Origin of the sequence: Rhodococcus sp. BS-15 (genome assembly GCF_000813105.1) — a bacterium.
GTDB lineage: Bacteria > Actinomycetota > Actinomycetes > Mycobacteriales > Mycobacteriaceae > Rhodococcoides.
This window is the reverse complement of record NZ_BAOX01000059.1, coordinates 1-20,995: the sequence shown is the minus strand read 5'-3', so window position 1 is coordinate 20,995 and position 20,995 is coordinate 1. Positions and strand designations below refer to the sequence as shown.

At 64.2% G+C, this 20,995-nt stretch carries 19 protein-coding genes and 4 pseudogenes; 12 read left to right on the top strand and 11 right to left on the bottom strand.

All coding sequences use genetic code 11. From position 1 onward, the window contains the following. Window positions 1–276, bottom strand: a 276-nt coding sequence (locus RHBS_RS09960) for a LysR family transcriptional regulator (RefSeq protein WP_145977499.1), incomplete at its 3' end; no start/stop codon positions are given. A gap of 72 nt (window positions 277–348) precedes the next feature. Here RHBS_RS09960 and RHBS_RS09955 point away from each other — a divergent pair. The 3 genes and pseudogenes from RHBS_RS09955 (at window position 349) to RHBS_RS09945 (ending at window position 3,322) form a co-directional block, all read left to right on the top strand. Further along, the gene (locus RHBS_RS09955; RefSeq protein ID WP_128645476.1) at window positions 349–1,245 is read left to right on the top strand and encodes an EamA family transporter; all 897 of its coding nucleotides are present in this window, start codon (window positions 349–351) and stop codon (window positions 1,243–1,245) included. A 117-nt stretch (window positions 1,246–1,362) separates the two neighbouring features. Continuing rightward, a pseudogene (locus tag RHBS_RS09950) lies at window positions 1,363–2,626 on the top strand (Mur ligase family protein). Beyond that, window positions 2,619–3,322, top strand: a pseudogene (locus tag RHBS_RS09945) (type 1 glutamine amidotransferase). The pseudogenes RHBS_RS09950 and RHBS_RS09945 overlap by 8 nt, the downstream one beginning before the upstream one ends. A gap of 20 nt (window positions 3,323–3,342) precedes the next feature. Here RHBS_RS09945 and RHBS_RS09940 read toward each other — a convergent pair. The 4 genes from RHBS_RS09940 to RHBS_RS09925 all read right to left on the bottom strand — a co-directional run bounded on the left by RHBS_RS09940 (window position 3,343) and on the right by RHBS_RS09925 (window position 5,926). Continuing rightward, window positions 3,343–4,377, bottom strand: a complete 1,035-nt coding sequence (locus tag RHBS_RS09940; protein ID WP_121872002.1) for a type IV toxin-antitoxin system AbiEi family antitoxin domain-containing protein — start codon at window positions 4,375–4,377, stop codon at window positions 3,343–3,345. 96 nt (window positions 4,378–4,473) lie between these two features. Continuing rightward, entirely contained in the window at window positions 4,474–5,082 is a 609-nt protein-coding gene (gene recR, locus RHBS_RS09935) for a recombination mediator RecR (RefSeq protein ID WP_032379989.1), read from the bottom strand. Window positions 5,083–5,085: 3 nt separating this feature from the next. After that, window positions 5,086–5,421, bottom strand: coding sequence for a YbaB/EbfC family nucleoid-associated protein (locus RHBS_RS09930; protein WP_121872001.1), 336 nt, complete (start codon window positions 5,419–5,421; stop codon window positions 5,086–5,088). Between the two features lie 73 nt (window positions 5,422–5,494). Further along, on the bottom strand, window positions 5,495–5,926 hold the full coding sequence (locus RHBS_RS09925) for a hypothetical protein (protein WP_220709130.1): 432 nt from the start codon (window positions 5,924–5,926) through the stop codon (window positions 5,495–5,497). A gap of 63 nt (window positions 5,927–5,989) precedes the next feature. Here RHBS_RS09925 and RHBS_RS09920 point away from each other — a divergent pair, with 63 nt between their 5' ends. After that, window positions 5,990–6,652 carry a hypothetical protein gene (locus RHBS_RS09920; RefSeq protein WP_128645475.1) on the top strand — a complete coding sequence of 221 codons (663 nt, stop codon included), beginning with the start codon at window positions 5,990–5,992 and terminating at the stop codon, window positions 6,650–6,652. Here the strand turns inward: RHBS_RS09920 and RHBS_RS09915 are convergent. Further along, window positions 6,649–7,083, bottom strand: a complete 435-nt coding sequence (locus RHBS_RS09915) for an SRPBCC family protein (RefSeq protein ID WP_068050479.1) — start codon at window positions 7,081–7,083, stop codon at window positions 6,649–6,651. The genes RHBS_RS09920 and RHBS_RS09915 overlap by 4 nt on opposite strands. A gap of 257 nt (window positions 7,084–7,340) precedes the next feature. Between RHBS_RS09915 and RHBS_RS09910 the strand changes: the two genes are divergently transcribed. Together RHBS_RS09910 and RHBS_RS09905 are read left to right on the top strand one after the other, a co-directional pair. Next, window positions 7,341–8,786, top strand: a complete 1,446-nt coding sequence (locus tag RHBS_RS09910; RefSeq protein WP_187298433.1) for an FAD-binding oxidoreductase — start codon at window positions 7,341–7,343, stop codon at window positions 8,784–8,786. Continuing rightward, the gene (locus RHBS_RS09905) at window positions 8,783–10,099 is read left to right on the top strand and encodes a class I SAM-dependent methyltransferase (protein WP_128645474.1); all 1,317 of its coding nucleotides are present in this window, start codon (window positions 8,783–8,785) and stop codon (window positions 10,097–10,099) included. Before RHBS_RS09910 ends, RHBS_RS09905 begins: the two co-directional genes overlap by 4 nt. Before the next feature lie 54 nt (window positions 10,100–10,153). Here RHBS_RS09905 and RHBS_RS09900 read toward each other — a convergent pair whose 3' ends face one another. Beyond that, window positions 10,154–10,936, bottom strand: coding sequence for an alpha/beta fold hydrolase (locus RHBS_RS09900; RefSeq protein ID WP_121871996.1), 783 nt, complete (start codon window positions 10,934–10,936; stop codon window positions 10,154–10,156). A 29-nt stretch (window positions 10,937–10,965) separates the two neighbouring features. After that, window positions 10,966–11,883: pseudogene (locus RHBS_RS09895) on the bottom strand (oxygenase MpaB family protein); the annotation flags it as partial. A 37-nt stretch (window positions 11,884–11,920) separates the two neighbouring features. Here RHBS_RS09895 and RHBS_RS09890 point away from each other — a divergent pair. The 3 genes and pseudogenes from RHBS_RS09890 to RHBS_RS09880 all read left to right on the top strand — a co-directional run bounded on the left by RHBS_RS09890 (window position 11,921) and on the right by RHBS_RS09880 (window position 15,196). Further along, a complete protein-coding gene (locus RHBS_RS09890; protein WP_121871994.1) occupies window positions 11,921–12,493 on the top strand; it encodes a TetR/AcrR family transcriptional regulator in 573 nt (190 codons plus the stop codon). A gap of 28 nt (window positions 12,494–12,521) precedes the next feature. Next, a complete protein-coding gene (locus RHBS_RS09885; RefSeq protein WP_032379982.1) occupies window positions 12,522–12,782 on the top strand; it encodes an acyl-CoA-binding protein in 261 nt (86 codons plus the stop codon). 48 nt (window positions 12,783–12,830) lie between these two features. Continuing rightward, a pseudogene (locus RHBS_RS09880) lies at window positions 12,831–15,196 on the top strand (FdhF/YdeP family oxidoreductase). 8 nt (window positions 15,197–15,204) lie between these two features. Here RHBS_RS09880 and RHBS_RS09875 read toward each other — a convergent pair. Further along, the gene (locus RHBS_RS09875; RefSeq protein WP_121872911.1) at window positions 15,205–16,023 is read right to left on the bottom strand and encodes an oxygenase MpaB family protein; all 819 of its coding nucleotides are present in this window, start codon (window positions 16,021–16,023) and stop codon (window positions 15,205–15,207) included. Between the two features lie 93 nt (window positions 16,024–16,116). Between RHBS_RS09875 and RHBS_RS09870 the strand changes: the two genes are divergently transcribed. Further along, window positions 16,117–16,725 (top strand): TetR/AcrR family transcriptional regulator, encoded by a 609-nt coding sequence (locus tag RHBS_RS09870; RefSeq protein WP_121872910.1) that lies wholly within the window; start codon window positions 16,117–16,119, stop codon window positions 16,723–16,725. A gap of 5 nt (window positions 16,726–16,730) precedes the next feature. Here RHBS_RS09870 and RHBS_RS09865 read toward each other — a convergent pair whose 3' ends face one another. Both RHBS_RS09865 and RHBS_RS09860 read right to left on the bottom strand, forming a co-directional pair. Beyond that, a complete protein-coding gene (locus RHBS_RS09865) occupies window positions 16,731–17,369 on the bottom strand; it encodes a GntR family transcriptional regulator (protein ID WP_237669133.1) in 639 nt (212 codons plus the stop codon). A 6-nt stretch (window positions 17,370–17,375) separates the two neighbouring features. Then, on the bottom strand, window positions 17,376–18,518 hold the full coding sequence (locus RHBS_RS09860; RefSeq protein ID WP_121871991.1) for an acyl-CoA dehydrogenase family protein: 1,143 nt from the start codon (window positions 18,516–18,518) through the stop codon (window positions 17,376–17,378). Window positions 18,519–18,621: 103 nt separating this feature from the next. On the opposite strand from RHBS_RS09860, the gene RHBS_RS09855 reads away from it, so the two are divergent. Both RHBS_RS09855 and RHBS_RS09850 read left to right on the top strand, forming a co-directional pair. Next, on the top strand, window positions 18,622–20,139 hold the full coding sequence (locus tag RHBS_RS09855) for an aldehyde dehydrogenase family protein (RefSeq protein WP_374700565.1): 1,518 nt from the start codon (window positions 18,622–18,624) through the stop codon (window positions 20,137–20,139). Window positions 20,140–20,141: 2 nt separating this feature from the next. Beyond that, a partial coding sequence (locus tag RHBS_RS09850) for an oxygenase MpaB family protein (protein ID WP_145977498.1) occupies window positions 20,142–20,995 on the top strand: 854 nt, incomplete at its 3' end.

Sequence of the window (20,995 nt, the reverse complement as noted above, 5' to 3'; positions counted from 1 at the left end):
GGGCGTCCCGCGGGACGCCCGGTATCGATCCATCTCTGCTGTGGCTCGATCGAGAGCGGCGAACACATCATCGGTCCTGAGCACCAATGCCCGCCCGGCGTCGGTGAGTCGAAGTCGACGGCCGTCGGGTTCGAGGAGCGTCACCCCTGCTTCCTTGACCAGCAGCTTGAGCTGCTGAGACACCGCCGACGGCGTCATGGACAGCGCCTCGGCGACGGCAGCGACGGTCCCCCTGTCGGCAAGTTCCCGGAGGATCCTGAGCCGCTCCACATTCATGTAGTAAATCTTAACTGTTGCTGCGGATATATTCGATTGTGCTGATCATTTGCTGCCGCCACGATGGACGGCATGACCACTCGCGACCGCCTCCTCGGACTGACCGTCGTCGTATTGTGGGGACTGAACTTTCTCGCCATCCGCGTGGGGCTCGATCATTTCCCGCCGTTCTTCTTCGCTGCACTGCGATTCCTGGTCATCGCCGTTCCCGTCGTGCTGTTCGTCCCGCGGCCGAAGGTTCCGCTGAAGTGGCTGCTGCTCTACGGGTTCGGGTTCGGGTTCCTGCAGTTCGCCTTTCTGTTCGCAGCGATGGCGGCCGGCATGCCCACCGGATTGGCGTCGCTCGTGTTGCAGTCGTCCGCCCCGTTCACCGTCGTTCTCGGCGCGATTCTGTTGCGCGAGCACGTCTCCCGCCGACAGGCGATCGGTATCGCGATCGCCGTGATCGGCATGGTGCTGATCGGGTGGGATCGCGCCCAGAACGCCACCCTGCTGCCGGTGATCCTCACCCTGCTCGCCGGCCTCGGTTGGGCGTTCGGCAACCTGGGGAATCGACTCGCCAAGTCCGATTCGCCGATGACGCTGATGCTGTGGATGACCGTCGTCCCGCCGGTGCCGATGCTGGTGCTGTCGGCGATGGTCGAGGGTCCGAGCACAGGCTGGCAGGCACTGATGGCATCGTTCGGTCCGCAGGGCTGGCCCGGTCTGGTCGCGTTGGCCTACATCGTGATTCCGGCCACGATCGTCGGTAGCGGCCTGTGGAGCATCCTGATGAGCCGCAACCCCGCCGGTCTCGTCGCGCCGTTCTCGCTACTCGTTCCCGTCGTCGGTATCGCGGGTGCCTGGATCTTCCTGGGCGAGAACCCATCGGTGCTGGCACTGATCGGTGGCGTCGTCGTCATCGGCGGGTGTCTCGGGGGCATGGCCGTCCGGCGACCTGTCGAAGTACTGGAGAAAGCGCCGGTGTGAGGGCGGGAGTGGAGCCCGCGGAACGACCCACGGTTAGCGGGAGTGGAGCCCGCGGAACGACCCAGGGGAGCGACCGCCGACGTGAAACTGTGCGCTCTTCTGTGCCAGACTCGGCGGATGGTTGAAGTGGGTGAGCGCAGACGTATCGGCGCACGTGGCCGCGTGGCTCTGCGCGCGGCGGAGCTGGCGACCTGGGCGTCCCGCAAAGCAGGCCGCGGCAAGGGATCGATGATCGGCGGCCTCGTCGCGCTCAAGATCGACCCGGACATCCTCGGCGGACTCGGCCGCGGTCGACGCACCGTCATCGTCACCGGCACCAACGGCAAGTCCACCACAACCAGAATGACTGCTGCGGCGCTGGCCACCCTCGGTGACGTCGCCACCCAGGCCGACGGCGCGAACATGGACGCCGGCATCGTCGCTGCACTGCACGCCCACTTCGACGCCGAGCTGGCCGCCCTCGAGGTCGACGAACTGCACGTCCCCCCATGTGTCCGACGCCGTCGATCCCGCTGCCATCGTGCTGCTCAACCTCAGTCGCGATCAGCTCGACCGTGTGGGCGAGATCAATATGATCGAACGCAAGCTGCGCGCCGGATTGGCCCGGCACCCGGAGACGGTCGTCATCGCGAACTGCGACGACGTACTGGTCACCTCGGCCGCATTCGACGCCCCGAACGTCGTCTGGGTCGCAGCGGGTGGTGGATGGGCAGGCGACTCGGTCAGCTGCCCGCGCACCGGCGAACCCATCGTGTGGGACGGCGAGCATTGGTACAGCACCGGCAGTGACTTCAAGCGCCCGACGCCGGACTGGTGGCTCGACGACGAGAATCTCTACGGCCCCGACGGGCTCGTACTGCCGATGACTCTGGCGTTGCCAGGAAAAGCCAACCGCGGCAACGCAGCTCAAGCAGTAGCCGCCGCGGTGACCCTGGGCGCGAGCGCGGAAGATGCCGTCGCGGCCGCGTCGAGCGTCGACGAGGTGGCCGGGCGCTACTCCACCATTCAGTATGGATCACATTCCGTCCGAATGCTTCTCGCGAAGAACCCCGCCGGCTGGCAGGAGGCGCTGTCGATGATCGACCCCACCTGCGACGGACTCGTCATCGCCGTCAACGGTCAGGTTCCCGACGGTGAAGACCTGTCGTGGCTGTGGGATGTCCGCTTCGAGCACTTCGAGAACGTCGCTGTCGTCGCCGCCGGTGAACGCGCGACCGACCTCGGTGTGCGTCTGCTCTACGCCGGTTCGCAGCACACCACCATCGCAGATCCGTTGCAGGCCATCGCGTCCTGCCCGCCGGGACGCGTCGAAGTGCTCGCCAACTACACCGCGTTCCGCGATCTCGGGCGCGCGCTGGCACGTGAGGTGAAAGATGTCTGAGTCCACCGTTCGCATCGGCCTCGTCCTGCCCGACGTGATGGGCACCTACGGCGACAACGGAAATGCGCTCATTCTGCGGCAGAGACTTCGGATGCGAGACATCGACGCCGAGGTCGTCCAGATCACCCTGAACGACCCGGTTCCCGATTCACTCGACGTGTACACCCTTGGCGGAGCGAGGATTCGGCTCAACGCCTCGCGACCCGTCACCTCACCCGATACCCGGGACTGCAGAACGCGGCCGCCCGCGGGGTGCCGGTGCTCGCCATCTGTGCCGCGATCCAGGTTCTCGGTCACTGGTACGAAACCTCCGCAGGCGAACGCGTCGACGGCATCTCCCTGTTCGACGTGACCACCGCACCGCAGGCCACCAGGTCCATCGGTGAAGTCGTCACCGAACCCGCACTCGACGGCCTGAGTCAGAAACTCTCCGGCTTCGAGAACCACCGCGGCGGAACAACTCTCGGACTCGACGCATCCCCTTTGGCCAAGGTCACCCACGGCGTGGGCAACGGCGTCGGTGACGGACGCGAAGGCGTCGTGCAGGGTTCTGTGATCGGCACCTACATGCACGGCCCGGTACTCGCCCGAAACCCGGAGTTGGCGGACTACCTGCTGGAGCGGGCTCTGGGCACCACTCTCGCGCCACTGGAGTTGCCCGAGGTTGCGCAGCTTCGCAAAGAGCGGCTTCGCTAGTGCCTGCGGCAGTGGTGCGATTAAGTGCCCTGGGCGGCACCTAGCCGCACCACTGCGCAGCACTCGCACGCATACGACGTGTCCGTCCAGCCCTCCCGCACCAGAACATCACGCACCTCGCGGTACACCCCACATGGGTCAGTGGACACTTCCTGCCATCCGTAGACCAACCGCGGGCGATTACTGAGCTCGGCGGCGTTGTCTCGTAGGCGGTCTCGAAATCTGACATCCCTCGCCGAGTGGAATTGCTGACCGTCGAGCCGAACGATCAGACCACCCTCGGAATACTCGACGTCCTCGAACAACACCCGTTCACCGATGTGGTGGGGTGCCTGACGACGACCGGAAGGCAGTCCGTGCGCCTGCTCGACATCGGTCGCGTAGCGGAATTCGAGAACGGACTGGACACCACCCGCCAAGAGCGACAGGGCGTCGAGCAGGATTTTCTTGTACCGTCTCGGTCGCCGCAGTTCGATCTTCCGACGCATTGCCGAGACGGAGACTCTCCCATTGGTCATAGCTGAGACAAAAGCAGCTGCCCCCTCGTGCGCCGTCGGAGCGGATACCGCCAAGTCCAAGACCGTGTCTTCTTTGCTCGTCCGACGCGGATCGGTGTCGACACCGATGTGTTCGATGGCCAACGAACGATGCACGACCACGCCGGGATGGATACGCGCATTGCTCAGCGATGTCGGACGAGTCAGCACGTGACGCATCGTCGGCGGTTGACTGATGGCAGAGCACGCACGCGGCACAGTCAGATGGATTGGCCCGGCGTACTCACGCAGCATCCCCCACTGGTGCGCGGCGGTGTTGTGACTCAGGATCGCGCCGCCGCCTCCGTACAGCAGCGCCGCCTGCAACTCCATCTCCCGGTTGAGTGGACCATTCGTCACACAGATGACGTTCCGAAACACTCGCAGCCATTGGCCGGTCTCGACGCGGTGGCGGATGGCCTTTGGAGTGAACCCCCATGCGCGGAGCTGGACAGTGGTCACCAGCCCGTGCTGAGCATCGAGAACAGACTGCGGTATCCGGACCCCGTCGTTTTCCATGCCGGGATGATGCACCGGGGGTACGACACAGTGGCTTCGCCAGTGGCGCGAATAGGTGCCGCCCAGGGCACTTAACCGCACCACTGCCGCAGGCACTCACATACGTCGACGCCCGGTCAGCGCACGCCCTAGGGTCAACTCGTCGGCAAATTCGAGGTCTCCGCCCATGGGCAGGCCGGAGGCGAGGCGGGTAATGGCCAGGCCGGGGAAGTCTCGCATCATGCGCACCAGATACGTGGCCGTTGCTTCGCCCTCGGTGTTGGGGTCGGTGGCGATAATGACCTCGGTGACGTCCACTCCGTCGTCCTGAGTTCCCACCCGAGTCAACAGCTCTCGGATACGCAGTTGATCCGGACCCACACCGTTCAGTGGATCGAGTGCTCCGCCGAGCACGTGGTAGCGACCCTTGAATTCTCGCGTACGTTCCACGGCCTGCACATCTTTGGGCTCTTCGACGACGCAGATCATCGATCTGTCTCGACGCGAATCGGCACAGATTCGGCACAGTTCCTTGTCCGAGACCGTGCCACAGACGATGCAGAACTGCACACCATCGCGGATGCGCTGCAGTGCGCGCATCAGCCGGTCCACCTCAGGCGGTTCGACACCCAGGAGGTGAAAGGCTATGCGCTGAGCACTTTTCGGACCGACTCCGGGGAACTTGCCGAGCTCGTCGATCAGATCCTGTACCGGACCTTCGTACACTGACTAGAACCCGGGCAGGCCGGGCATGCCACCGAGACCACCAGCGAGGGGACCGAGCTTCTCGCTCGCGACGTTCTGCGCTGCCTTCGAAGCATCGGCGATGGCACCGATCACCAGGTCCTGCAACGTTTCGATGTCGTCGGGATCGACGACCTTGGGGTCGATGGTCAGTCCGACCACCTCACCGGTTCCCTTGACCGTGGCGACTACGAGTCCGCCGCCCGCCTGGCCGGTCACTTCGGTTTCCGCGATCTCTGCCTGCGCCGCCATCAGCTGCTGCTGCATCTGCTGGGCCTGCTGCAGGATCGATGCCATGTCGGGCTGCTCACCGGGTTGCACTGTGCCGTCCTCTCGCGTGGGTCGAAGCGAACTCCAGCGTAGTCGCACGGCAGTTCGCCCTCGGTAACGAGGATCAGCCTTGCTCCGCGCGATGGTCGTATCCGGCGGGGAGGAGTTCGCCGGCGAGAACGCTGACGAGGCCGTCGGGCGAACCGATGATGACGCGCATCAGGGGGTAGAGGTCGGCGAAGATCTGACGATCCTTGCCGCACGGGCTCTTCACCCCGCGCCCGTGGTTGCCGACCGCCACGATGTGAGTCGGCTCGGTCGCACCGGCCACCCGAGCCGCTGCAAGCGCGACGGTCTCTGCGCACGGGCCACCGGTGAAGTGATAGAGATTCACCCCGGCGAAGGTTCGGCCGTCCGCCACTCTCACCGCCGCACCCATCGTGTGGATGCCGTCCTCATCAGGTCCCGCATCCGTCGACGAATCGATTGTCTGCCTGGCCAGTTCGACCAGCGTCCGATCCCCGTCGGTCGCGGGTAGTGCGGAAGAGAAGGACACGATGCGATTCTAGGGCCCCGCGTCTGAACATCTGTCATTACTCTGCGCACGTAGTCTCGTGGCATGGATCAGCCGGCGGCCCCCGAGGGACGCCACTCCCCTCGCAAGCGCCGCGTCACCGCCGAGGCCATGGCCGAGGCAGGTATTGCCCTGACCCTGCCGAAAGTATCCGTGAAGTCGGTCGCTCAGAGCCTGGGGGTCTCGATCGTCGCGATCTACAACAACATCGACGATCTCGGTTCCCTCAAGGCGCTCGTGGCGGAGGAGATTCTGCGCAGGTGGTCGCCTCCGCTTCCCGCTGACGACGAATCGATGCACGACGCGTTGCTGACCCTCGCTTCCGCGATGCGCGAGCTGGTTCACTCCAACCCGGGCATCGCGGAGTATCTGATCGGCCTGACTCCCAGCTCGATCGACGCGATCCGTATGGCCGACTCGGTGCAGACGCGCTATCGAACTCGATACGACCTCACTCCGAAGCAGGCGACGTGGGCTGTGATCACCGTCTGCGAGCATGCGCTGGCCTTGTCCGAGATGGTCTACAACTCTGCTCGACGCGATCGTGAGTACGACGACGCGATCGCGGCACGCACCGACCTGGACACACTGCCGGGGGCCTACGACACGGTCGACCGTGGACCCGACGGGATGTTCCTGTGGTCGATGCGCACCGTGGTCGTCGGAACACTCGAGCTCATCGAGGCCCCCGACTTCGAGCAGGCTTAGATCAACTCGCGGCGCAGGTTCTCCAGCGTCGCGGCCTGGATCTTCTTCAGTCCCAGCGGTGCGAAGGTCTTCTCGAAGAATCCGCCGATGCCGCCTGCACCCTTCCATTCCGTCGTCGTGGTGACTGTGGTTCCTGCGCCGTCCGGGGCGACCGACCAGGTGGTGACCATGGAGGAATTGGCGTCGCGTTCGGTGATGGTCGATCCGGCGACGGTGACGGTCGCGGCGACGTTGCGCACTCGCTTCTCGGTGGCCTGCAGGGTCCACGTGGCCACGGTTCCGTCTCCTTGCCCGCCCTGGACCACCTCGTAGTCGCGGTACTGCTCGGGGAGGATGCGTGGGCGCACCGTCTCGTAGTCGGCGAGCGCAGCGAGCACTCGATCCGGTGTGGTGGCGATGGTGGCGGAACTGGATGCACTGACCTGAGCCACGGAAACGTTCTCCTTCGATAGCGAACGGGATGTGCGTCCATACTGCCTCGCCGCGCACGCGCGGCCGGCATCCCGCCGGACCGTGTGTGACGTGCTTCACACAAGAAATTCCGATCCCGCAAAACACATGTATGACGCAACCATTTGTCCGATTTACTCCGATTCTTCGCCGAGATTCGGCAACAGTTGCGTGAAGTTTCACCGGTCGGACGCCGATGCCGGTGGAGACCACGCGGTACGAGATATAGCGTCTGAGTGTGGCTTCAGTGAATGCTCTTCTCGGACGACGGCCAGAACCGAGGGAGAGCGGTTACGCAGCGCACCGGTCGGGTGTCGAGCAGCTGCTTCGCAGCTATCGCGCAATTCCCGCCGATGCGACGGTGCGTCTGGCGAAGAAGACGTCCAACCTGTTCCGGGCCAGGACGACCACCACCACACCGGGGCTCGACGTGTCGGGCCTGAGCAAGGTCATCACCGTCGATCCCGCCTCGCGCACAGCAGATGTCGCCGGAATGTGCACCTACGAGGACCTGGTCGACGCGACGCTTCCCTACGGCCTTGCACCCCTCGTCGTCCCACAGCTCAAGACGATCACCCTCGGCGGAGCCGTCACCGGACTCGGTATCGAGTCGACGTCGTTTCGTAGCGGACTTCCCCACGAATCGGTGCTCGAGATCGATGTCCTCACCGGCAGCGGCGAGATCGTCACCGCAACACCCGAGGGCGAACACGCAGATCTCTACTGGGGCTTTCCCAACTCGTACGGAACCCTCGGCTACTCCACTCGGCTGAAGATCCAGCTCGAACCCGTGTTGCCGTATGTCGCGTTGCGCCACCTGCGATTTCACGATCTCGAAACCCTGCAGTCCACGATGGACAGAATCGTCGAGCAGCGCGAGTACGACGGCATCGAGGTCCAGTACCTCGACGGTGTGGTCTTCAGCGCCGACGAAAGCTACCTCACCCTCGGCGTCCAGACCGACGAACCGGGACCGGTCAGCGACTACACCGGTGCCGACATCTTCTACCGCTCGATCCAGCACGCATCGGACACACCCAAGACCGACCGCCTCACCATTCACGACTACCTGTGGCGCTGGGACACCGATTGGTTCTGGTCTTCCCGCGCATTCGGAACACAGAACCCGAGAATCCGACGCTTCTGGCCGCGCAAGTACCGGCGCAGTAGCTTCTACTGGAAGCTCATCGGTCTCGATCGTAAGTACGACATCGGCGATCGACTAGAGAAGCGCAAAGGAAATCCGCCGCGCGAACGCGTCGTGCAAGATGTCGAGGTTCCGATCGAACACACCGCAGGCTTCGTCGCGTGGTTCCTCGACAACATCCCGATCGAGCCGTTGTGGTTGTGCCCGTTGCGTCTTCGTGAGCCCGCAGCACCGGGCGCGAATCCGGCCCGGCCGTGGCCGCTGTATCCACTCGAACCGAAACGCACCTACGTCAACATCGGCTTCTGGTCTTCGGTCCCGATCGTTGCAGGCGAACCAGAGGGTGCCGCGAACCGCGCCATCGAGAAGAAGGTCACCGAGTTCGACGGGCATAAATCGCTGTACTCGGACGCTTATTACACCGAACATGAATTCGCCGTTCTGTACGGCGGCGATCGATACGAAGTGTTGAAGAAGAAATACGATCCCGAATCCCGATTGTTGGATTTGTACTCGAAGGCGGTGCAACGCAGATGACGACGTTCAAGGACTCCGGCAATCGCACGGTGAACGGTGCCCAGAAGCTCAAGATCTCCGAGATTCTCGAACTGATCTCCGACGGCAACATCCCACTGCGCTTCACCGCTTACGACGGCAGCACCGCAGGACCCGAGGACGCCAGAATCGGCCTCAACCTCAAGAGCCCGCGCGGAACCACCTATCTCGCAACCGCTCCCGGCGATCTCGGCATGGCGCGCGCGTACGTCTCGGGCGATCTCGAAGCAACGGGAGTCCATCCGGGCGACCCCTACGAGCTGCTGGCGCTGATGGGCGACGAGCTGCACTTCCGTCGCCCCTCGGCGATGACACTGACATCGATCGCCCGTTCGCTCGGCTGGGATGTGTTGCGGCCCATCGCTCCCCCACCCCAGGAAGCGATCCCGAGGTGGCGTCGTATCGCAGAAGGTCTGCGCCACTCCAAGACTCGGGACGCGGAAGCGATCCACCATCACTACGACGTGTCCAATGCCTTCTACGAGAAGGTGCTCGGCCCCTCCATGACGTACACCTGCGCGGCGTTCGAGAGCGTCGATCAGTCTCTGGAAGCCGCACAGGAGAACAAGTATCGCTTGGTGTTCGACAAGCTCGGCCTGCAACCGGGTGATCGCCTGCTCGACATCGGCTGCGGTTGGGGCTCGATGGTGCGCTACGCCGCCCGCCGCGGAGTGAAGGTGATCGGTGTGACGCTCTCGCAGGAGCAGGCGTCGTGGGCACAGCAGGCCATCGCCGACGAGGGGCTCTCCGAGCTCGCCGAGGTGCGCTTCTCCGACTATCGCGACGTGCCCGAGACCAACTTCGACGCCATCTCCTCCATCGGACTGACCGAGCACATCGGCGTGCACAACTACCCGTCGTACTTCACGTTCATCCAGTCCAAGCTGCGCGACGGCGGCCGACTGCTCAACCACTCGATCACGCGTCCGGACAATCGCGCGCATGCCAAGGCGGGCAGCTTCATCGATCGGTACGTCTTCCCCGACGGCGAGCTCACCGGTTCCGGACGCATCATCACCGAGATCCAGGACGTCGGTCTCGAGGTCCGTCACGAGGAGAACCTGCGCGAGCACTACGCACTGACCCTCGCCGGATGGTGCCGAAACCTCGTCGACAACTGGGACGCCTGCGTCGCCGAGGCGGGCGAGGGAACAGCCCGCGTGTGGGGCCTGTACATGGCCGGGTCCCGTCTGGGATTCGAGCGCAATGTGGTTCAGCTGCACCAGGTTCTGGCGGTCAAGCTCGGACCGAAGGGCGAAGCAGGAGTCCCCCTGCGGCCCTGGTGGGACGGCTGACCGATGTGAGTGGAACTTCGTAGTGGACTACGAAGTTCCGTGCACATGGGAGCGTCAGCGACCTGTCGCCCGCAGGATTACGCGAGCGGTTTCGACTGGCTGATCCCAGTGCGGAAAGTGTCCGCATTTGTCGAACCAGTGCAGGGTGGCGTCGGGGAATCGCTCCAACGCCACCTTGGCCTGGCTGGGCGTCGTCACCTTGTCCTGGCGGCCCCAGCCGATGAGCAGCGAGCCTTGCAGCGACCCCTTCGGCGCACCGATTTGCTTGGGCCCGTGGATCAAGGCCTTGCGGGCGGCGTCCAGCGAGGGTGAAGTCTTGGCCGAGAAGCCCTTCAGCTCCCGCTCCACCAATCCACTCGGCAATTTCCACGGGGCAGCCGAGAACTGTGCCAGCGCAGCCGTTCTCGTCACCGGATTACCGGCCAGGAACGGCACAAGCGGCTGCACGTTCTTCATCAGCGCCAACGATGCGGTGATCGTGGCTCCGAAGATCTTGACCTGACGGTCGTTCCAGAAGCCACCGGGATCGAGCGCCACCATCGACCCCCGATGACCGCGACGGGCCAGTTCGACGACCATCCGCGCACCCATCGAGCTACCGACGAGGTCTGCGTCGGACAGTCCCTCGTTGTCGAGGAACTCCCTCAGCGCGTCGGTCAACGTCGCGATGGAGACCTCGGGGAGCGGCGGGGTCTGCCCGAACCCGGGCAGGTCGAGGGCGATGACCTCTCGATGCTTGGCGAGGGCGGGAACGATCGGGTCCCAGTTTCGGTGGGAGGACCCGAGCCCGTGGACGAGGACGATCGGGGTTCCGGTTCCGGTTCTGACACAGTGCATACCCCGCGTGGTACCCCGAGCGCGCCGTTCTACACCTTCGGGCTGTAGTGCGAGGGGTCCGATCGCCTCTCCACCGGCGGCAGATTGCGGGCAGGTGTGTGCACGAGCGGTGCCGTTCTCGGGATCCGGCCCTTGACGCGGTCCCATCCGGCGCGGCCTCGCGGGTGCAGTCGCCGTCGCGGTGGTACCAACCCGAACACGAGGTTCACCGCCTTGCCGAACAGCGTGAAAAGCTTTTCGTCCTGTGCGGACCAGCTGTAGCCCAGGAGCTTGCGTACCGGCTCGTCGTAGAGGCCGACGGTGATCCAGACGAACAGCCTCGCCACCGGACGCCGGAGCACGGCCCAGATCGGCTCGGGCAGCCAGGATGCGTACGGCGGTGGTCCCAGCTTCGACAGGTCCAACACCCCACGCGCGGCCATGTTGTCCTCCAACACGGTGCTGCACATGTGGTCCCAGTACGTCTGGAACTCGGGCCAGGTGGCGGGCACCGACCGCATGCTCATGCCGTAGAGGCGGTACCACTGCACGTGCTCGTCGAACAGCTGGACCTTCTGAGCCTCGGTCAGTCCGCCCATGAAGTGGTCCGCAGTGAGCACGGTGCCCATGAAGAAGGTGGCGTGTGCCCAGTAGAACGTGTCGGGATCGAGCGCGTGGTACTTGCGGCCTTTGGCGTCGATTCCCTTGATGTTCGTGTGATAGCCGCGGACCTGCAGTGCGGTCTCCTCGGCCCGATCGCCGTCGAACACGACCCCGCCGATGGGATACAAGGACCGATACAGGCGCTGCCAGCGCTCGTCGAAGAACGTGGAGTGTTGCTCCACCCCGGCTCCGAGCCCCGGGTGCATGTTCTGCATCGAGCCTGCCCAGACGCCCTGCAGCATCCCCCGCCAGTCGCCGAAGTACTTCCAGGTGAGTGAATCGGGACCGAGCGGGACGGGTCGAGCGGACTGATACGCATGTTGTCAGACTAGGGTTGACAACATGCGTAGTCAACAGTTGGAGGAACGCAGATCCAAGCGGTACGACGCGTTGCTCGCGGCCGGGGTCGAGCTCCTCGGCTCCCCGGACGGACCGGCCGTCAACGTGCGCGCCGTCTGCCGTACCGCCGGACTGACCGAGCGGTATTTCTACGAGAGCTTCTCCGACCGCGACACCTTCGTCCGGGCGGTGTACGCATGGGTGGGCACGAGAGCGCAGAGCACCTTGCTCGACGCCGTCATGCAGGCGACCACCGCCGAGGACACCATCTCCGCGCCGGTACGCGCATTCGTCGAACTCATCATCGACGAACCGCGAACGGGACGGGTGCTGCTCATCGCACCGTTGGCCGAACCGGCGCTCAGCCGCCGCGGACTCGACCTGCTGCCGGGCTTCGTCGAGCTGGTGCATTCGCAGCTTCCCGACTCCGCCGACCGACAGCTGATCGCCGTCGGAACCGTCGGGGCACTGACCGCCCTGTTCATCGGCTATCTCGACGGCACCGTCACCGTCGCCCGCGAAGCCCTCGTGGCGCACTGCATTCGGCTGATTTCCGAAGCCTCCATGCGAGGATGACACCACCTCTAATCGAAGGAGTTCTTTCATGTCCGATCTCGACCAGTCGTTCGCCGACGCGCAGGTAGACGTCAAGAAGCTCACGTCCAAGCCGAGCAACGACGACCTACTGAGCCTGTACTCGCTCTACAAGCAGGGTTCGATCGGTGACGCCTCGGGTAAGCGGCCGGGACGACTGGACATGGTGAACCGCGCAAAGTTCGATGCCTGGGCGAAGCTCGAAGGTACGAGCCAGGATTCGGCGAAGCAGCAGTACGTGGATCTGGTGACCAAGCTCCTCGCCGGCTGAGCCTACGGCTATGGTCGAGTGCGGGGGTAACGCAACGAAGGGACCCGCATGAGACGCACCGACACCGACGTCGACGAGGCCGAGCTCGATATCGAGAAGCCGAAGACCCACGCGGCAGGCCCCGTCGCCGTCGCAGTGTCGATGAAGCGAGCACTCGGGCACATGGGCCCGAAGCGCACCGCGCAGACGCTCCTCAAGCTCAACCAGGCCGAGGGTTTCGACTGCATGAGCTGCGCCTGGCCCGACCCGGATCCGGGCCATCGGCATGCAGCGGAATTCTGCGAGAACGGCGCGAAGGCCGTTGCCGAGGAGGCGACGACGACGCGTGCGACGCCGGAGTTCTTCGCGCAGCACAGCATTGCCGAGCTCGACGGTCACACCGAGCATTGGCTCGGCCAGCAGGGCCGCATCACGCATCCGATGATCAAGCTGCCTGGCGGCACTCACTACGAGCCCATCGAGTGGGACGACGCGTTCCGCCTGATCGGCGACGAGCTGAAGTCGCTCGCCAGTCCGGACGAGGCCATCTTCTACACCTCGGGCCGCGCTCGAACGAGTCCGCGTTCACCTACCAGCTCTTCGCCCGGGCATTCGGCACCAACAACATGCCCGACTGTTCCAACATGTGTCACGAGTCGACGTCCATCGCGCTGCAGGAGTCGATCGGCATCGGCAAGGCCAGTGTCACCCTCGATGACGTCCACAACGCCGAACTGATCATCCTGGCCGGCCAGAATCCCGGCACCAATCACCCGCGCATGCTCTCGGCCCTCGAGCTGGCGAAGCAGAACGGCGCAAAGATCCTGTCCATCAACCCACTTCGCGAAGCGGGTCTGCTCAATTTCAAGAACCCGCAGACCCCGCGCGGCATGGTGGGACCGGGAACGGACCTGTCGGATCTGCATCTGCCGATCAAGCTCAACGGCGACCTCGCACTGTTCCAGGCGCTCGGTTCCCTGCTGGTGAAGTGGGACGCGCTCGATCACGAGTTCCTCGACAACTACACCGTCGGTTTCGACGCGTGGAAAGCGCATGTCGCCGAAGTCGACTGGGATCTCGTCACCGAGGTGACCGGACTGTCGGTAGCGCAGATCACCGAGGCCGCCGAGATGCTGCGCGACTCCAAGGCAACGGTCTTCTGCTGGGCAATGGGCCTGACGCAGCACCGCAATGCCGTCGCCACCATCAAGGAAGTCACCAATCTCGCGTTCGCGCAAGGCAATATCGGCAAGGCAGGAGCCGGTCTCCTGCCGGTCCGTGGTCATTCCAACGTCCAGGGCGACCGCACCATGGGCATCTGGGAGCGCCCTCCGGTGAAGTTCCTCGACGCGATGGCGGCGGAGTTCGACTTCGAGCCACCGCGCGAACACGGCTTGGACACCGTCGATTCCATCCGAGCCATGCGCGACGGCAAGGCGCACTTCTTTCTCGGCCTCGGCGGGAACTTCGTCCAGGCCACACCGGACAGTGACGTCACCTTCCTGGCGCTGCGGTCGATGCGGATGACGGTGCAGATCTCCACCAAGATCAATCGCTCACACCTGGTGTGCGGCGAGACCGCACTGATTCTGCCGACCCTTGGCCGCACCGAGAAGGACGTGCAAGCCAGTGGCGAGCAATGGATTTCGGTCGAGGACTCCACCTGCTCGGTGCACTCCTCACGCGGTCCGCTGAAGCCTGCGAGCGAGTTCCTCCGTTCGGAGGTCGCCATCGTCAGCGGTATCGCCGAGGCCACCCTCGGGGATCGCTACGGTCTCGACTGGAAGGGCTTCCGCGACGATTACCGCAACATTCGCAAGCACATCTCCCGCGTCGTCGCCGGATGCGAGGGCTACGAGGTCAATGTTCGACGCCCCGGCGGGTTCGTGCTCCCGCATCCACCCCGCGACAGTCGGACGTTCGAAACCAAGAGCGGCCGAGGCGAATTCGCAGTATCACCGATCGACGTGCTGCAGGTTCCGCCGTGCCATCTGATTCTGCAGACCCTGCGTAGCCACGATCAGTTCAACACGACCATCTACGGCCTCAGCGATCGCTACCGCGGCATCGAGAACGGCCGACGCGTCATCTTCGTGCACCGAGAGGACATCTCGACTCTCGGCTTCCGCGACGGCGACATGGTCGATCTCGTCACCAAGTGGGACGACGACGACGTGGAACGGTGCGCGCCGTCGTTCCGCATCGTCGAGTACGACACCCCGCGCGGGTCGGCTGCTGCGTACTACCCCGAGACCAATCCGTTGATCCCGCTGGATTCGACTGCGCTGCAGAGCAACTGCCCCACCTCGAAGTCGGTGATCATCTCGATGGTTCCGGCCGGGACGGGCGTGCAGGGAACGGCGAACGGCCATCAGGACAACGAGGGATCGGACGAGGGCCACAAGTCGCACCCGCAGCCGCATCATCTGAGCTGAGGATCTAGTCAGACCAGAGCCCGCCCGGAACGCATCCGACGCTGGACATCGCGCAGCAGGATGTTGAACGGCAGTGCTCGCACCACAGGCGGCGATATCCGGTTGAGCAGGGCCGCGCTGCGCAGCAGTAGCGCAAACCGTCTCTGCTTGACCGGATCCCAGGGCAGTTCCATCTCGTCCCGGAATCGCTGGGGTAGGAATCCGGTGGTCACGAAGCGGAAGAACGGCCCGATCAGCGGATGCAGTGCTGCGGGTCTGGCAAACGTGGCCGACGCGATGCCGTACAGGTAGCGCCTGATCGTCGGGTCGATGTGAATGTCGTCCAGCGCTGCGTCCCAGTACTTCTCGAAGGCTGCTCGATCTGCGGGCCACATCTCGCGTGGCATCTGCAATGTCGAGCCGAGCACGTGACACGCCTGGTACATCTCGTCCGCGACGGCCGGATCGGGTGGCCCGTACAGCGCAACGTACACATCCTCGAAACCTCGGTAGAGGCACGCCGCCACCCACAGCTGCAGGTTGGGATCGAAGGCGTTGTACTTCACCGGACTGTCGACCGTCGACCGTACGGCTGCATGAGATCTGTTGGTCGCCTTGCGGTATGCGGCCTTGGTCCTGTCGTCTCCCATACCCGCCACGGCGAGGTAGGACAACGTGGTTCGGGTGCGCTTGATCGGGTGCCGGTTGATCTGCCCGGATTCGACACGGCTCTCGAACACCCCGTACCCGACGGCCGGGTGTCCGAGTTGCATGATGACGTTCGCCGAACCGGCGAGCAGCCCCAGCCCGGTCATGGACTTGCGTAGAAAGTCGTTGTCGGCGCTCATGATTCGGTTGGTTCCTTCCACCGTCGAGCATCTGAGTACGTGCGTATTCAGATGACGTTAGGCGGGGATGCCGAGAGATGTCAAGATGTGATCATGCCCGATTCACCCCGCACCTACGGAGGCGTCGACGGCTCGGCTCGAATCGCCGAGCGTCGTCGCACTCTCGTCGAGGCCGGCCTCGATCTACTCGGAACCGCGAAGCCCGACTTGACCGTTCGCGGGGTATGCCGCCGGGCCGGCGTCGTCAGCCGCTACTTCTACGAGAGCTTCGCAGACCGGGACGCGCTGATGGAGGCGGTGTACGACCACGTCGTCGACGATGTCGCAGCCATCGCGCTCGACGCGGTCGCGGCAGCACCGAAGGACGACCGCGAACGGGTACGCGCCGGGATCCGTGCGATCGTGCGCGCTGTCGCAGAAGACCCGCGCCGCGGGTTCCTCCTCTTCTCCGCCACGACGGTCGGAGACATCCTGGTGGCCAAACGGGCCGAGTCGACCAAGATGTTCGCCCACCTGCTGGCGACTCAGGCCACCGAGTTCTACGGCACCACGAGAGACCACAATCTCGATCTGACAAGCCATTTCGTCGTCGGCGGGTTCGCTCAGGTCCTCACCGCGTGGCTCGGCGGAGAACTGGAACTGAGCGAGGAGACCATCGTCGACCGCTGCACCGAACTGCTGTTGGCCGCCTCACCCATGTAACCGCCTCACCCGTGCAGCCCATGCACCAATGTCGCACCGACGAGGAACTGCATGCACATCAGGTCCGCGACACCGTCGGCGTCCCGTCGACGAAATGCCTCGATCAATTCCTCGTGGCTGCTGAGCGCATGCTCGCACCACTGCCGGTTCGACGCGTACAGCCGGGCAGGCGTGTATCTGACGGCACCCAACAGAAACCATGCCAGCTTGGTCCCACCGGCGACTTTGTTGATGTATCTGTGGAATGCGAACTCACAGGATTCGATGCCGTCGAGGTCGCATCGGAACACCGCATCACGTAGTCGGTCGTTCAATGCACGCATCGCGTCTATCTGTTCGTCGGTGATGACGTGGGCCGCGCGGCGAGCCAGTGTGCCCGCAATCGTGCCCTGCAACCAGAAGATGTCGTCGATGTCCTGCTGGGTCAGTTCGCTGACGCGGTAGCCGCGCCGCGGTACCAGCTCCACCAGCCCCTCACCGCGGAGAGACACCAGCGCTTCACGCACCGGTGTCGCGCTCACACCCAGTTCGGTGGCCGTTTCGTCGATGCGCACGAATGCACCCGGCTCGAGCGCACCCGTGACGATCTGCTGGCGAATACTTGCGGCGACATCCTCCGAGAGCTGCGGGCGACGACGCAACACGATGACCTAGAGTCCGTACGTCTTGCCGATGATGTCACGCTGAATCTCGTTGGTACCGCCGTAGATCGAGGACACGAGAGTCGTCCGGACATGCTTTTCCATGTCGAACTCCGTGGCGTAGCCGTAGCCGCCCATCATCTGCATACCCTCGAGTGCCACCTTCTTCGCGGTCTCGGTGAGCTTGAGCTTGGCCATCGACGCCTCGCGTGGGAAGAGCTTCGTCGGGTTCTCGTCGACCAACCGAGCCACGTGGTAGACCAGCAGCCGTCCACACTCGATCTCGGTGGCCAGATCGGCAATTCGATGTCGCAGTGCTTGGAACGTCCCGACGGGCCGTCCGAATTGCTTACGCTGGGTGATGAAGTCGAGTGTGTCGTCGAACGCTCGTTGAGCAGTGCCGAGCATCATCGCCGCGAGTATGAGGCGCTCGATGTTCAGACCGGTCATCAGCTGAGACCATCCCTGCCCTTCCACCCCGACCACTGCGTCCTCGGGAAGCACGCAATCGGTGAAGTACAGGTCGTTGACTTCCTTGCCGCCCATTGTGTCGATGCCGATGATGTTCAGGCCCTCGACATCGGCCGGAACGTCGAACATCGTCAGACCCTCGTGCTTCCCACCCTCTTTGCCGGTGCGTGCCACGAGCAGGATCCGATCGGCGAAATGCGCGTTGGAGCACCAGGTCTTCTGTCCGTTGATCAGCCAGCCGGAGTCGGTCTTCTCGGCGCGGCAGCTCAGATTTCCCACATCCGAGCCGGCCTCGGGCTCGGACATCGAGATCGAATAGCTACGCCCGGCGACGATGCCGCCGAGAACGGTGTCCTTCTGTGCGGGTGTGCCGAACTTCTCGTACGCCGCGCCGGTGATCAAGGTGGGCCCGATGCCGCCGATGGGAGCCATGGCCTTGGCGGATTCTTCGAGCAGGATGCACAGGTCGACGGTGCTGCCGCCCGCCCCACCATGTTCCTCGGAGATGATCGCGCCCAACCAGCCCAGCTCGGCCATCTTGTCGTAGAGCGCCTGGTTGTGAGTGTGCTTCCCGTGTTCGGTGAGCGCGTCCCGTTGGGACCTGGTGCCCGCTTCCTTGGCACAGAAGGACGCGACCGCCTGCGCGAATGCGGTCTGTTCCTGGGTGAGATCGATACTCATGGATCTACTCCTGCACATCGGGGCCGACGGGGGTTGTAGCAACCGAATCGGACGCATAGTGTGTCCTGGACAACATTGAATCACATCAAATATATGTGATGCGATCTGCTGGAGGATAGAGCCCGTGACGGACCAGATCGAACGAACGAACGAGAGCACCTTCGAAAGCCTCGACCCGAGAACAGGTGTCGCACTCGCCACGTATCCGATCGCGGGCACCGCGGAGGTCGACGTCGCCGTCGCTCGCGCCCGTTCGGCCGCGCGATGGTGGGACGTGCAGGGCTTCGTCGGACGCAAACGATGGCTGCTCGAATTCAAGTCCGCCATCGCCAAGGACGCCGCGAGCCTCGCTACCGTCATCGCCGCCGAAACCGGCAAGCCCGACGAGGACTCCCTGCTCGAGGTCATGCTGGGCGTCGAACACCTCGACTGGGCGGCCCGCAGCGCCGAGAAGATTCTGCGGCAGCGCAAAGTCGGATCGGGCCTGCTCGCCGTGAATCAGAAGGCCTACGTCGGCTACCGCCCGTTCGGCGTCGTCGGAGTCATCGGCCCCTGGAACTACCCGCTCTACACACCGATGGGTTCCATCGCGTACGCCCTCGCGGCAGGCAACACCGTCGTGTTCAAACCGAGCGAACTGACGCCGGGCGTCGGGACCTGGCTCGCCGAGAAGTGGCAGTCACTGGCCGCTCCGCACCCGGTGTTCCAGACGATCACCGGCGACGGATCCACCGGCACCGCCCTCGTCGAATCCGGCGTCGACAAGATCGCGTTCACCGGCTCCACCGCCACGGCCAAGAAGGTCATGGCCACCTGCGCGAAGTCGCTGACCCCGCTCGTCGCCGAGTGCGGCGGGAAGGACGCGATGCTCGTCGACGCAGACGCGGACATCACTGCCGCAGTGGAATTCGCGACGTTCGGAGCGATGGGCAACGCCGGGCAGACCTGCGCGGGCGTCGAACGCATCTACGTCGCGGCTCCGGTGTACGACCGATTCGTCGGTGAATTCACGGCCGCGGTGAAGGCACTGAAGCCCGGCGGAACGAAGACCTCGTCCTACGGTCCGATGACACTGGGCAAGCAGAGCGACATCGTGCGAGGCCAGATCGAGGACGCTCTGGCCAAGGGCGGCAAGGCCGTGGTCGGCGGACTCGACTCGCTGCACGGGCCGTACATCGACCCGGTAGTTCTCACCGACGTACCCGAGGATTCGACGGCGATCACCGAGGAGACCTTCGGTCCGACCGTGGTGGTCAACAAGGTGCGCGATCTGGACGAGGCCATCGAACGGGCCAACGCGTCCAAGTACGGACTCGGCGCATCGGTCTTCACCCAGGACGGAGCGGTGGGCAGGCGCGCCGCCGAGAAGCTCGATTGTGGTGTCGTGACCGTCAATTCGGTGCTCGGCTTCGCCGGTGTTCCGGCGCTGCCGTTCGGCGGAACGGGCGACTCGGGATTCGGGCGCATCCACGGGGCCGACGGCCTACGCGAATTCAGCACCGTCAAATCCTTGACCGTGCAGAGTTTCGCAGCTCCGATCAATCTGCTGACGATGAAGCGTAAGGCACGAAACATGAAGCTTTCCGTGCTGGCACTGAAGCTTCGACACGGACGGGGCTGAAGATGGACATCACGCCGAAGAAGGGGCGCTTCGGCTGGCTCCGGCGCATCGAGGAACTCGACCCGGTGCGGGATTGTCACACGATCCACCGCATCACGGCCGGCTACGAGTTCCCTTGGGACTACCAGCGTTCGCTCGAATTCGCATTGTTCCGTACCTACTGCGTGCCGACCATCTCGGCACTGTTGGTCAAGACCGGCGAATTCGAGAACCGACCGCAGAAACGCTACGACGACACCTCGCTGCTGATGGCCGAACTGCTCGAGCACGGATACGACTCCGAGCGGGGACGTGAATCGCTTCGGATGGTCAACCGAATGCACGGTCAGTACGACATCTCGAACGACGACATGCTCTACGTGTTGACGACGTTCATCTACGAGCCGATCGAGTGGATCGACACCTACGGATGGCGTCGCCTGCACCCCAAGGAGAGACTCGCGACGTTCCACTTCTACCGCGAAGTGGGAAAGCGGATGGGCATCAAGAACATTCCCGAGTCGTACACCGAGTTCGCGCAGTTCAAGCTCGACTACGAGGAGCGAACGTTCCGGTTCACCGAAGACAATCGACGCATCGGCACGTACACCCTCGATCTGTACTGCACCTGGTACCCCGCTGCGCTGACCCCCGCCGTGAAGCAGGCGGTGTTCGCACTGTTGGACGACCGGATGGCCGGCGCCTTCGGCTTCCCCGCAGGCTCACCGACGGTCGAGCGGGTGGCCGTGCGGGCTCTGCGCGCCAGGGCCCGCGTGGAGCGGTTCCTACCCAAGCGGACGCACTCGCGGGCCACCGCGGACGCGTCCAACAAGACCTACCCCCGGCTATCCCGTCGGCTACAGCCTCGGGATCTGGG

Bases quoted from the DNA above. Each gene is read 5' to 3' on its own strand.
- RHBS_RS09955 (WP_128645476.1), top strand. From the start codon at position 349: ATGACCACTCGCGACCGCCTCCTCGGACTGACCGTCGTCGTATTGTGG.
- RHBS_RS09940 (WP_121872002.1), bottom strand. From the start codon at position 4,377: ATGGAAAACGACGGGGTCCGGATACCGCAGTCTGTTCTCGATGCTCAG.
- RHBS_RS09920 (WP_128645475.1), top strand. From the start codon at position 5,990: ATGGATCAGCCGGCGGCCCCCGAGGGACGCCACTCCCCTCGCAAGCGC.
- RHBS_RS09905 (WP_128645474.1), top strand. From the start codon at position 8,783: ATGACGACGTTCAAGGACTCCGGCAATCGCACGGTGAACGGTGCCCAG.
- RHBS_RS09900 (WP_121871996.1), bottom strand. From the start codon at position 10,936: ATGCACTGTGTCAGAACCGGAACCGGAACCCCGATCGTCCTCGTCCAC.
- RHBS_RS09890 (WP_121871994.1), top strand. From the start codon at position 11,921: ATGCGTAGTCAACAGTTGGAGGAACGCAGATCCAAGCGGTACGACGCG.
- RHBS_RS09885 (WP_032379982.1), top strand. From the start codon at position 12,522: ATGTCCGATCTCGACCAGTCGTTCGCCGACGCGCAGGTAGACGTCAAG.
- RHBS_RS09875 (WP_121872911.1), bottom strand. From the start codon at position 16,023: ATGAGCGCCGACAACGACTTTCTACGCAAGTCCATGACCGGGCTGGGG.
- RHBS_RS09870 (WP_121872910.1), top strand. From the start codon at position 16,117: ATGCCCGATTCACCCCGCACCTACGGAGGCGTCGACGGCTCGGCTCGA.
- RHBS_RS09860 (WP_121871991.1), bottom strand. From the start codon at position 18,518: ATGAGTATCGATCTCACCCAGGAACAGACCGCATTCGCGCAGGCGGTC.